Genomic DNA, 13,053 nt, shown 5'->3' on the forward strand with positions numbered 1-13,053 from the left:
GGTTCGGGACTACTGCATGGCAGTATCCCCTTCCATATTTAAATGTTCTACGACAAATTCCCCCAGATTCCGACCTTGTTTTATCCCTACTTCCACAGCGGAACGGTAGTGGATACCCCCGTACATCCGGCTAATGGCAGCCTCATTCGCAGCCTGCCGGAAGGATGTGTAGGAGCGTACCGGCAGGCCAAACCGCAATTCGGTGTCGTCGTCGAAGGCGAAATCTTCCCCGAAAATGCTGGTCAGGGCTACGGAAGCGGCCCCGGAAACCACACTGTGGCCACTGGTGTATTCCGGGAAGGGCGGGGTTTGCAGTACGGGTTTCCAGTTCTCATCAATGTACTGGTTGATCAGGGTCTCCGGCCGGATCAGGTTGCTGCGGTATTTCTCGTCCCAGCAGCTGATAAAGCCATCGGCAATGGCAATGGAAGTTTTGGTATAGGCTTGCACTGTCTTGTCAAAGTCCGCTCCGGACTTGCGGCAGGCAATTTTGGTAATTCCGATCCAGTGCGCCCCGGGGCTGATCTTCTTGGTGGCAAACATCAGGTGCCCGCGGGTGACCGAGACATAGGGGTTGCAATCCCAGAATTGCGCAATGGCAATTTCATCAGAAGTGTCGCCCCGCTGGGTAATATCCATACTCACATCGTAGACCTCTTTCACTTCTTTGTAAAAGTCGCTGCCCTCTTCCATGGAGAAGGGGGGCGGGGGAACGGGTTTGAATTGTGCAGCCGAATCGATCACAAAGGGGCGGATCTTATTCCAGTGGGGCTCGATCCCCTCCATATAGGCCGGGGGGGTGGGTTGCCAGCGGGAAGGGTCCTCCGTATCTACGGTAAACTTGGACATGGTCCGGGTTTGCTTGTAGTTGTCTTTGTCCATCCAGGCGGCAATGGCCCCGGCCACTTCCAGGCCATACGTCCGGGAGGCCTCAAATTCTTTCGGGTTTTTGGCTTCCCAGACCCCGTACAGGCTGTCGCGGAAGGATGTGATCATCTCCTCCGAGAAAATCAGTTGCCGGCTTAAGTCCATATGGGCGATCAGGGCTGCCAAACGGTAATTTACAGGCGCTCCGGACTGAGGTTCCGGGATGGCGCCCAATTCGGATACCTGCCCTTCCAGGGATTGGTATGCCGGATTGTACTGGGCCAGGATCTCGTAGGCGGCAATGTTGGGGTAGGCATAGATGCGGCTGGCCACCGGGGGGCTGAAAATATCGTGTACCATTACATCGGTAACCCGGTCTACCGAGGCGTGGTATTCCTCGGGGGTGATCACAATAGGTTCGGCCGGGGCCCCGCAGGCCAGGCCCAGCAGGACAATCAGGACGGATCCGATTCGCATGTTCATCATTTCTTGTTTTTAGAGGTTAGGGCATATAGGCTTGCCGGCGCGTCGTTGCAGACCACCAGCAGGTAAGGGGTTTCGTTTATCGTAATCACGGCCAGGTGGCGTACGGACCGGTTCATTAGGTCCAGCCCGATCCGGTTTCCCGGAAGTACGGTACCGTCGGGTTTTAGCAGGGCCCCGGGAAAGCCATCCAGGCGGCCCATGTAAGGTTTCAGGCCAAAGTAGTTTCCGCCGGCCAGGAGTTCCTGGGTGCCGTCTCCGGTAAAATCATAGGGCAGCAGGGCCGTAACGGGGGCGGTTTGCAGCAATTCCGGGAAGGGTATAAAGGTGTACCAGCCGGAATCGTTGCGCAAATACCCGGAGCGCAGTTCGTTTACTTCCAGGACCTGGCTTTGCTCCAGGGCTTCCTCCCCGAAAATTTCCGGGACACTGCGGCCGGCAAAACTTTTATACTGCGGGAATTTTTTTCGCAAGAAGACCATTTGGGACCCCAGTTCATCCAGGCCTACCAGGGGGTAGTAGGTCTCGCCTTTGGCCGTGGCCAGGACTGGGTCTGTACTGCCGTTGCGGTCAAAATCCGCTACAAACAACTTCATGGGGGCGTCTTCGGATGCCCGGAATTTGGAGTTGGTACCCCAATTCCCCAGGGCGTAATCCACATCTCCGTCCCCGTCCATGTCCACAGGGGCAATGGCCTGCCACAACCCACTCACCTGGGGGCCTTCCACGGCCTGGAACCCCTCGCCATCCCAGGCGAAGAACTTCGGGGCCATCCATTCCCCGACCACGATCAGGTCGGTTCGGCCGTCCTGGTTGAAATCCGTCCAGAGCGCATCGGTTACCATGCCCAGGGCTTTGCCGTTAAGGGCTTCAGAAACGGACAGCTGCCCGTTCTGGTTTTCCAGCAGGTACGAGTCCGGCAAAGTACCGAAAGCCCCGGTAACGGACTGGTTGCCCACAAAAAGGTCCAGGTCTCCGTCCCCGTCAAAATCAAAGGGTTTCAGGACGGAAGAATTCTGGAAGTCCTCCGGCAATTCAGTGGGGGTCCAATGCCCTTCGGTACTTGGAAAATACTGATTTCTCAGGGCCTGCGAAGCCCCGAAAAAGTCGGAGCCCCCGTTGGCCAGGACCAAATCTGCCAGCCCGTCCCCATTGAAATCGGCCAGGGCGGCTGCCACGTTTTCACGCAGGCTGTCTGCCGTAAATTCCGGAATGGCAGTCCGGGTAAAGGCGGAGTCCCCCTGCAGGTAGATGGCCGGCGGCACCCGCTTGGAGCCGCCGAGCACCAGGTCGGTTTTCCCGTCCCCGTTCAGGTCCCCTGTGGCCAGGGCAGGCCCGCGGTCGGCAAAACTGTAGGGCAGGAGCTTTTCCCGGTTAAAGTCCGTATACCGGTCCTCGGTGTGTACAAAATCGAGGCCCAGGCTTGCCGGGGCCGCCTGGAATACCGGGGCCCGGGGTTGCGTTTCATGGTCGTAGGAATAGGGTAGGGGGTTATCCGGTTCCAGGATGGTCGTGGTATTCAGGGCCGGCTGGCGCACCACCTGATAGGAGTTGTCCGGCCAAACCACCACCAGGGAATCCGGTTGCTGGTCCTTCGGGAACCCAAAATGAACCATGGGCTCGGAAGAGGCCTGGAAGCCGCGTACCGGGAAAAGCTCCCGGAATTGTACCTGGCCGCCGGTATAGGCGTAAACCTTACTCCCAACGCCGTAGGGATTTTTCGGGCCAAAATCCAGGCGCAGCTTCAGGTACTGCCCGGCCCCGTTGGTGGTATTCACCAGCACGCTGGCTTCGCGGTTCAGGTTGTTGATTACGAGGTCCAGGTCTCCGTCATTGTCCAGGTCCCCCCAGGCCGTGGCCCCGGAAAGCAGGGTGTCCGGCCGGATCCAGTCCTGGCTGCGGTCCGCAAACCCCAGGCCGGGCTGCCCTTCAAACACGTAATTATGTGCACTGCCCGAAGGCATCAGCCCCAGGGCTTCCTGGTCTACCAACCGGGTGTTGTCCATGGTGCTGCTGATCTTTTCGTTGGAGATGAACCGGACAAAATCCAGGTCGTTGGGGCGTTTGGGGATGCCGTTGGAAATAAACAGATCCTGGTGGCCATCCAGGTTCCAGTCCCCAAAGAGGGCGCTCCAGCTCCAGTCCGTCGCGGCTACCCCGCTCAGCAGGGCCGTCTCCATAAAGCGGCCGCCTGGCTGGTTCACATAGAGCATGTTGCGGGTAAACTGATAATAGTACCCGAAGGCCTCGGTCCGCATCTTCTGGGTCTGCACATTGTCGTCCCCTTCGGAAGATTTCAGGGGCACTTCCTCTTCCGGCAGCATATCCAGGGAGATCAGGTCCGGCCGCCCATCGTTGTTGATGTCGGCCACATCGCTGCCCATGGAAAAGCGGCTGGTATGCCCAAAGTAGTCCCGAAGGCTCTCAGTGAAGGTGCCGTCCCCGTTATTCAGATAGAAGTAGTCGTCTTCGTGGAAGTCGTTCCCGATGTAGAGGTCCGGGTACCCGTCCTGGTTAAAATCCGAAATCGCCAGGCCCAGGCCGTAGCCGTTAATACCCCCGTAAATACCTGCGGTTTCGCTCACATCGGTGAACTTGCCCCCATCGTTGCGCAGCATGCGGTCTCCGGTCTCGTAGTTCCGGGTGTAGCGCAGCTCGGCCTTGCCGTAGGAGTCCTGGGTATGTACGGCGTGGTTCAGCAGGTACATGTCCAGATCGCCGTCCAGGTCGTAATCGAAGAAAGCCGCGTTAGAGCTGTAGGTATCAAAATCCAGCCCGAATTCCGCTGCACGCTCGGTAAAGGTGCCGTCCCCGTTATTGATAAAGAGTTCGTTGTGCCCCCTGAAGCCATTGATCCCCACCACGGCGCAAACATAGATGTCCAGCAGGCCGTCCGCATTCACATCGGCCATAACTGAGCCCGTATTCCAGGTGCTGTTCCCGGCCACCCCGGCGGTTTCGGTCACATCTTCAAAACGCATTCCCCCCCGGTTCAGGTAAAGCTTGTTCGGCACCTGGTTCCCGGATAGGTACACATCGGCCAGGCCGTCCGCATTCACATCGCCTATGGCCACCCCGCCCCCGTTGTAGAAGTAGAGGTAATCCAGAATGTTCAGGGTTTCGGTTTCCTCCAGGGTATTGGCAAAACCAATGCCGGTTTGGCCTGCCCCGGGGGTTTCGAACAGGGACCCTCCCTGGTTGCAACCCGCCAGCCCCAACAGGCATAAAATCCCTATGCAGAGTCGTTTATTCATGGATCTCAAATAAGCGGGGTTTACTATTGTTGGCCGCCGCCAGTACGTAGGTGCGGCCAGATTTGTCTTTGAGTTCCCTCAGGTATTTAACCTCCTCCGGCACAAAGAACCCGCTGGTGTTATAGGGTTGCCAGGTGAAATTCAGCTTCCCGTCGCCCAGCAGGACGTTCCCGTAGCTGGCATCCAGGCGGGAAAACTGCGGCTTGAATTCGTAATTGTTCCCGGCCATGATCAGGTCCAGGTTGCCGTCTCCGTTCACATCCCTGCAGTCGATATCGCAGACGCAGGAAAATTGCACCCTGGGCGGGAGGGCCTGGATGCGGTACTGGCCGTTCCCTTCATTAATGGCTATAGCCGATTCTGAAAAGTTGACCTTCTTCACTATGGAACGCTGTACCAGTTCCGGGGGGAATAGTTCATGGATGGTCCGCTGGGCGTAAACCGAGGCCTTCAGGTTGGCTTTCTTCAGGGAGACCACCTGGGCGGTCAGCTCCTTTTTCTGGTGCAGGGGGTAATCCCCTGCGGCATCCGTCAGGGTAACCACCTGCTCCAGGGTACCGTTCCCGTCAAAATCGTTTACCCACATTTTCATGGGCTTCCCCGGCTCAGGTTTGTAATGCAGGTTAGCGCCCTGGTTTCCCAGGATGAGGTCCAGATCCCCGTCTGCATCCAAATCTGCGGCTTCCACCGCATTCCACCATCCATGCAGGGTGTCCAGGCTGGTGGAGGCGCGTTCCAGCCTTCTGCCGGTGTTTCTGAAAATGGCCGGGCTGCCCCAGTCGGAAACGGTCACCAGGTCCTTTCGGCCGTCCCCGTCCATATCTGCCCAGCGGGCTGCGGTAACCATGCCGGTATTCTTCAATTCGCCGGCCGCCCGGTCCGTGATATTCGAAAACTGCCCATTGCCGTCGTTCTGCAGGAGCAGGTGGTCCGGGTTTACCCCATAGATGCCCACCACGGAGCGGGACCCGATAAAGACATCGATGTCCCCGTCCCCGTCAAAATCCTCAGGGGTGACGGTAGACATGTTTTTCAAGACAGTGGGTAGCTGCTGTTCTGATTTCAGGAAGGTGCCATTGCCTTGGTTCAGGTACAGGCGGGGGCGGTAATTCCGGTAGCGGTCCGTCTGGTTCCCGCCGGTGGCCACCATCAGGTCTGCATCTCCGTCCCCGTCGGCGTCAAAGAAGGCCGCGGCGGTATCCTCCAGGTCTGCATCCTGCAAAAAGGCAGCTGGGGTCTGGGCGCGCAGCCGCCCGCCCCCCTGGTGCAGGTACAGTACCCCGCTTTCGCCAGAGGCCCCGCCCAGGTAAAAATCGTCATTGCCATCCCCGTCTACGTCAGCTACCGCCAGGGCCGGGCCTTCCTGGGAAAGTTTCCCGTAGATCAGGCCTTCGTGATCAAAGTCGTTGTAGGGATCTTCCTTGTGGGCGATGGCCCCCTGAAGGGGTAGTTCGGTTAGCAGGGTAGGGGTTTTACCCGGACCGGGAGGCGCATAGGTTTCCGACGCCTGGGCGTGGTCCAGGGGCCACTCCCGGTCGGTTTCCAGGCCGGTTAGCAGCTGGGTGCGGTCGTCCGGCCAGATCACCCGGAGGGAATCCAGGCGGGATACCTCGCCCAAGCCAAAGGTAATGGGGTAATCCACTGAAGATTGGAAGCCGCGGGAAGGAACGAGTTCCTGCACCCACACCTGATCCCCGGCATAGGCCTTTACGGTGGCGCCTATGGCAAAGGGGTTCTTTTCCGGGCCTTTCAGGCGCAGCCGCACAAAATGACGGTCGGGTTGCTGTTCCGTATTGTTGCGGTAAACAAAGGCCGGCATATTCACGTTGTTAATTACCAGGTCCAGGTCTCCGTCGTTATCCAGGTCGGCATAAGCGGCCCCGTTGGAGCGCGTTGGGAGTTCAAAGCCCCAGGCCGCGTTGGCATTGTCGAAGGTCAGGTCGCCCTTATTTCGGAAGGCATAGTTGGGCTGGGGTTTGATCGGCATTTTCTGGATGATGGAATCGATGGATTCCTTCCGGCCGGTCAAGGCCATTTTCTGGATGATCTCATTGGCAAAGAAGTCCACGAAATCCAGGTCGGTCAGGTCGTGGTTAATGCCGTTGGTCACAAAGATGTCGCGCAGGCCGTCGTTGTCCATGTCGAACATGAGCCCGGCCCAGCTCCAGTCCGTGGCGTGCACCCCGCTGTAATAGGCCACTTCCGAAAAGGTGCCATTGCCGTTGTTCAGTTGCAGGGTATTCTGGATATACTGGTGGCCAAAGTCCTTGCCTTCCTTGAGCTTGTACACGTTATACCCCTCGAATTCCATAACGGACTTAACCCGCTGTTCTGCTTCCGGGAGCATGTCGGTGATAAAGACATCCTGGTACCCGTCATTGTTGATGTCGCCAATATCGATCCCCATGGCGGAGAGGCTCAAATGCCCGGCCCAGGCCTTGATTTGCTCAGAAAAGGTGCCATCCTGATTGTTGATGTAGAGGTAATCACGTTCGTAGAAATCGTTGGATACGTAGATGTCCGGGTACAGGTCCTGGTTGAAGTCCGATACCAGTACCCCCAGCCCGAACCCGATCAGGCTCCCGTAAATGCCGGCGGCCTCGCTCACGTCGGTAAACGTGCCCCCGTCGTTGCGCAGCAGCATATCGCCCACCCCGCGAAAGATATGAGGTACGCCCTCCCAGTCCTGGGCACGGACCTGCCGCTGCTCGGCATAGCCCAGGCTGCTTACCGGGATGTTGCTGTTGTTCAGGATATAGGCGTCCAGGTCTCCGTCCTTGTCGTAATCGAAAAAAGTGGCGTGGGTGGTAAAGCCGGTTTCGGCCAGGTTGAATTCCCGGGCCTGTTCCGTAAAGGTGTTATCGCCGTTGTTGATGTACAGGTCGTTGTCGTGGTTGTTGCCCTCCATATTCCCGGCGTTACTCACATAGATGTCCAGCCACCCATCCGCATTGACGTCGGCCATGGTTACCCCCGTGGACCAGGGTTTGTTGCCGCCCACCCCGGCCGACTCGGTAATGTCTTCGAACTTGAGGTTCCCGCGGTTCAGGTAAAGGCGGTTGGAGACCATGTTCCCGGTCAGGAAGATATCCGTGAGGCCGTCGTTATTGATGTCCCCCAGGGCTACCCCGCCCCCGTTATAAAAATTCCGGTATTTGAAGATATTCAGGTCCTTCTGGTTCTCCACCTGGTTTACAAACTCCACCCCCGTGCTGTCCGGCGGTAGCAGGGTAAAGAGGGTGGGGCGTTCTGCCTCGCTTTCTGGCGTGGCCATTTCCCCGTCCTGGCAACTCCATAGCGCCAGGAGGGCCAACAATGTGAGAAACCTAGTTGCGCTTGTCATCTGGTATGTTTTTGGTGAGGGTAAAAGGCCGGGCATTATTGCGGCCGATAACCCACGTTTTCAATCCGTTTATATGCAGGCTGTCTATGCTGCGGGCGGCACCCGGGATAAAGGGCAAAGCGCCCGGATCCCAGTGGTATCCGCCTTCCGGGGTCGCCTGCAAAAGTAAGCCATGCAGGGCATCCAGCCTACCGAGCTGGGTGCTGATGTCGTAGTTGTTTCCCACAGCAAGGAGGTCAACCCGCCCATCGCCGGTAAAATCTCCTACCCCGAAGTCAAATATGGCCGAGGTTTGGGCCATGCGGGGGAGTATTTCCATGGTAAAGCGGCCTGTACCGTCATTCCTGAAAATGGCGCTTTCCAGCAGATACACCTCTTTCCGGTCGGAGGCCTTCAAGGCCTCAGCCCCGAAAACCTCCTCCAGGCTGGCAGTGGCAAAATCCCGGTAGGTACGGAATTTCTTGTTTAGGAAGGGCATTTGTTTGGAGAGTTCGTCCTTTGAAGCAAAGGGTGTTTCCACCCCGTTGTGGTAATAAGTAACTACGGGTTCGGTACTGCCATTGCCGTCAAAATCGTTGCGATAGAGCCGTACCGGGGTTTCCCGGCTGGCCCTGAACTTGCTGTTCAGCCCCCAGTTCCCCCCGATAAGGTCCATATCCCCGTCTCCGTCCAGGTCTGCAGCCCGCAGGGCGTTCCACCAGCCATGGGTGAATTCCAGGCCCGTCTCCTCGGCCGGAACCCATCCCTTGCCCGTTCCCAGGAACAGGCGTATGGGGCTCCAGTGGCCGGCAACGGCCAGGTCGGTGGTTCCGTCCCCGTTAAAGTCTGCCCATTGCACCCGGGTTATGGCGCCGGAGCGGTCCAACCCCGGGATGGGGGAAGGAGAAGCTAATTGGAAATGGCCCTGACCGTCGTTGATTAAGACATGGTGGCTGGGGGTTTGACCAAATGCCCCGGGAACGGCATCGGCCGTTATGAGTACATCGGGGTCCCCATCGGCGTCCAGGTCCCGGGCCGAAAGGGTTGAAGCATTGATGGAAATTTCCGGTAAATGGGCCGATGTTTTTTCAAAATACCCGCCCCGGTTCAGGTACAGCCGGGGTTGCAGGGGTTCGCCCTCCTGGAATTCATTGCCCCCGCCGGCAATAATCAGGTCGGGTTGGCCATCGCCGTTGGCATCGAATACCAGCAACGCGGTGTCTTCGCTCAGCGCATCTTCAGCAAACAAGAGGGAATCCCGTTGGGTAAAGGATCCGTCTTCCCGCTGGAAATACACGGCCGTGGGTTGGCGTTTGGCACCGCCTATTACCAGATCTTGCCGCCCGTCTCCATTCAGGTCTGCTGTGGCCAGGGCCGGGCCCTTGTTGGAACCGGCAAAGACGATCAGGGGTTCCCGGTCAAAATCCAGGACGGGGTTTTCCCGGTGGCGGAAGGGGACCAGGCTGTCCGTAGCCAACCAGTTTCCGGGTTGCAGCACCATCCGTCCCGCAGGTTTAGGACGGGCCTGGGCATAGTCCATTACCAAAAGGGTATCCGTAGCGACACCGTGCAGGGTTTGCACCCGCCCGTCCGGCCAGGTAACGCTAAGGGAATCGGCAAGGGTCCGGGAACCTGTCCCGAAATGCAATTCCGGGGGAACGGCAGACAAATAGCCCCGGGTAGGATAATTTTCAGCCCATTGGGTGCCTTCCTGGGTGTACAGGAGGGCCTGGGTCCCTATGCCAAATGGGTTGCCTTCAGGGCCTTTAAAGGCCAGGGTAAGGCCATGGCCGCCGGAGATGGTGTTTTCAAAAACAGAGGCACTTTGATTCATATGATTGACCACCAGGTCCAGGTCTCCATCCCGGTCCAGGTCTGCATAGACGCTGCCGTGGCTGAAGGTGGGTTCTTCGGGATACCAGGTGCCGGTCATATCCGAAAAGGTTAATTCTCCCGAGTTGCGGAAGAGGTAGTTGGGTACCTTCTTTTCCGGGATTTCGCGGGTCAGGGGCATATCCGAAGCTTTCATCCCGGCGTCAATGCGGCGCTGTATGTCTTCATTGGCAATGAAGTTCATGTAGTCCATATCATTAGTGGCCCCTTTAATACCGTTGCTGATAAAGATGTCCCGCAGGCCGTCATTGTCAAAATCGGCCAGCAGGGTACCCCAGGACCATTCGGTGCCGGCCAGGTCGCTCAGGTATCCGATTTCCGAAAAATGCCCGTCCCCCAGGTTTAATTGCAGGGCATTTTGCATGTACTGGGGCGCAAACCCCTGGTTCAGGTACTGCTTGTAAATGGGATAGGCATATTCCAGGCCTGAGGTCTTGTAGGTAACCAGATCTTCCGGCAGCATATCCAGGGAGAGGATGTCCGGCCGGGCGTCGTTGTTCAGGTCCGCAATGTCGTTGCCCATACTGAAGTGGGTGGTATGGCCTATCCCTTCGGCGCCGGAGGCGATACGCTCGCTATAGGTCCCATTGCCGTTGTTCAGGTAGAGGTAATCGTTTTCAAAAAAGTCATTGCCCACATAAATGTCCGGGTAGCCGTCTGCATTCAGGTCACTGATTCCCAGGCCCAGGCCATACCCGGCTTTCCCCTGGTAAATGCCGGCTTCCTGACTAATGTCTGTAAAGACACCGCCGTCGTTCCGCAACAGCCGGTCCCCGGCCAGGGCATCAAAGCCCTCCCGTTGTTTCCCCCGGCCGTAGTTCCGATTGGGGTGCACGGAGTGATTCATCAAAAAGGCATCCAGGTCTCCATCCCGGTCCATGTCAAAAAACGCAGCCTGCGTGCTCAGGGCTTCCAGGTCCAGGCCGTATTGGGCCGCCTGTTCCTCAAAACGGGGAATGCCATTGGCGTCTGGCCCCAGGTTTACATACAGCCGGTTGCGGCCTTTCAGGTTCCGGTATCCGGAGGCCTGGCAGAGGTACAGGTCCAACAAGCCGTCGGCATTAATATCTACATGGGTGACCCCGGTGGTCCAGCCGTTGGGTTGTAGGAGCCCCGCTTTTTCGGTCACCTCTTCAAAGGTCATATTGCCGCGGTTCAGGTACAGGGCGTCCGGCTGTTGGTTGGCCACGAAATACAGGTCAATCCAGCCGTCGCTGTTAAAATCGGCTGCGGCCACCCCGGCGCCGTTGTAGTAATACAGGTAATTCAGGATGTTAAGTTCCGGGGTTTCTTCCAGGAAATTGCCAAAAGTAATCCCGGTGTGTTCCGGGTCCAGTTCGCGCAACCGGGGTTGTTCTTCAGAACAACTCTGGAGCAGCAGCAAGATTCCGAGAAGTACGGGCAGGGTGCGCATGGTGTTTTCAGCAAGCTGCTAAAATACCCATTCTGCAATGAAAAGGCCAATGTTTACGGGCGGTTGGCGAGGTTTTTAACGATGCCTTAGCTCTTGTTAATTTTTCATTAGTCTTTTCCGCCATAAACAAAAAAAGGCTGCCATTTGGCAGCCTTTTTATCAGGTCTTGCAAATCCCTAGTAACCGGGGTTCTGCTGCAGGTTGGGGTTAGCCAACAGTTGCGGCAGCGGGATGGGGAAGAGCAGGCGTTTGCTGCTGGTATCTTCCTTGAATTCCCAGTTGCGCAGGTATTGTCCGAAGCGAACCATGTCGTTCCGGCGCCATCCTTCAATGTAGAGTTCACGGCCACGCTCATCCAGCAGGTCGGACTCGGTTACGCTTCCCAGGGGGGTAGCACCGCGGATAACGCGCAGGTCGTTCACCATGGCGGTGGGGTCCTGCCCCAGGCGCAGCATGGCTTCAGCCTTCATCAGGTAGGCGTCGGCATAGCGGAAAATCAGGTTGTGTCCTTCAAAACCTCCACCAAAACGGGGGTTGTATTTCATAACACGGATACCGGTTTTCTCGTCGTTGTTGATGAGGTTGGGGTTGCCATCGCCGTCAACAAACTCACGGCTGAAAACCAGGGGCTGGCCCTGACGATCGGTAAGAGCAGTTCCATCCAAAGCGTATTGCTGCCCGATCAGGAAGCCGTTTCCTACGTTGGAGCCGTCTTCGTATCCGCCGTTGTCGGAAGTTCCGGGAACGCCTGAGAAGGTTACCCCTACGGTGGGAACCCCGCCGCGACGCTCTTCCTGACCATTATCCGGGGCGCTGTTCAGGTCGCCAGCATAGAAGTTTTCGTCAGGATCGCCCTCAAAGAGGTCGTAGTACTCGGCCAGGGTGCTGAACCCGTTCCATCCCCCTCCACCAAGGCCGGTGGAGTTGTAGTGCAGCCCGTTGAAGATACGGTTCCCTACACCGGCGGTTCCCCACCAGATGGTTTCGGTATCTGCAGAGGAGCGGAAAATGTCAAAGTAGCCGGATTCCAGGGCATAGCCATCGGCAGTGATTTGGTCTACCAGGCTGATAACTTCCTGCATATCCCCTGCATCGGCAGAAGGCATGGCGCCACCGGCAGCCATATCCAACTGGTTGTTGAAGATGTGGCGGTTCAGCAACACTTTGGCCTTCAGCAGGCGGGCAGCCGCCTGGCTGGCGCGGGTCAGGTCTCCGGTACCGGCCTGGACGGAAGGCAGTCCGGAAATGGCTGCATCCAGGTCGGCCAGGATAAAGTTCACGGCATCGGCTCCGGTGAGTACCTCAGGCACCGCAGAAGACGGCAGTTGAGTGTCGCGGAAAGGAACCTGTCCAAACAGGTCCAGGATGGTGAACATGTTATATGCCCGCAGGAAGTGCGCTTCGGCAGCAACCTGAGGGGAAGCCCCACTGCGGGTGTCCAGGATCTGGGAAGCCAGCAGTTGGTTGGCGTTGTATTGGTCAAAGGGGGTGAGGATGTCGGTTTCCTCCAGGCCCCAGGAGTGCTGGTGCAGCTTTCTCCAGCGACCGTTGTCCCCCCAGTCTGCTCCCCGTGTGGGGATCAGCAGGGCGTCGGTGGTCACTTCGTAAAGTGCGTAGCGGTTAGCCTGGTCGGCCCACTGGCCGTAGACCTGGCCGTAAAGCTGGTCCAGCGCGGAAGCCGGGTCGGCCAGACCCTGGAATCCTTCGCTGATAAAGGAATCCGTTTCCTCGATTTCCAGGTCCGTACAGGAACCGAGGGCGAATGCCGCCAGCATGGATAAAGAAAAATACTTCAGATATCTTTTCATGATATACAATTT

Annotated in this window: 5 protein-coding genes; all 5 read right to left on the minus strand. The window is 57.5% G+C overall.

Annotated features, from left to right (window positions below; translation table 11 throughout):
• Positions 1–9 precede the first annotated feature (9 nt).
• Positions 10–1,350 carry a vanadium-dependent haloperoxidase gene (locus tag OZ410_RS05740; protein ID WP_420917749.1) on the minus strand — a complete coding sequence of 447 codons (1,341 nt, stop codon included), beginning with the start codon at positions 1,348–1,350 and terminating at the stop codon, positions 10–12.
• Positions 1,350–4,604 (minus strand): VCBS repeat-containing protein, encoded by a 3,255-nt coding sequence (locus OZ410_RS05745; RefSeq protein ID WP_277706965.1) that lies wholly within the window; start codon positions 4,602–4,604, stop codon positions 1,350–1,352. The genes OZ410_RS05740 and OZ410_RS05745 overlap by 1 nt, the downstream gene beginning before the upstream one ends.
• Complete coding sequence (locus OZ410_RS05750; RefSeq protein WP_277706966.1) at positions 4,597–7,947, minus strand: VCBS repeat-containing protein; 3,351 nt, start codon at positions 7,945–7,947, stop codon at positions 4,597–4,599. Before OZ410_RS05750 ends, OZ410_RS05745 begins: the two co-directional genes overlap by 8 nt.
• A complete protein-coding gene (locus OZ410_RS05755; protein WP_277706967.1) occupies positions 7,931–11,233 on the minus strand; it encodes a VCBS repeat-containing protein in 3,303 nt (1,100 codons plus the stop codon). Before OZ410_RS05755 ends, OZ410_RS05750 begins: the two co-directional genes overlap by 17 nt.
• A gap of 176 nt (positions 11,234–11,409) precedes the next feature.
• Positions 11,410–13,041: a RagB/SusD family nutrient uptake outer membrane protein gene (locus OZ410_RS05760; protein WP_277706968.1), complete on the minus strand. Its 1,632-nt coding sequence runs from the start codon at positions 13,039–13,041 to the stop codon at positions 11,410–11,412.
• Positions 13,042–13,053: the final 12 nt, after the last annotated feature.

The organism is Robiginitalea aestuariiviva (assembly GCF_029537735.1).
In the GTDB taxonomy this organism is placed as follows: domain Bacteria; phylum Bacteroidota; class Bacteroidia; order Flavobacteriales; family Flavobacteriaceae; genus Robiginitalea; species Robiginitalea aestuariiviva.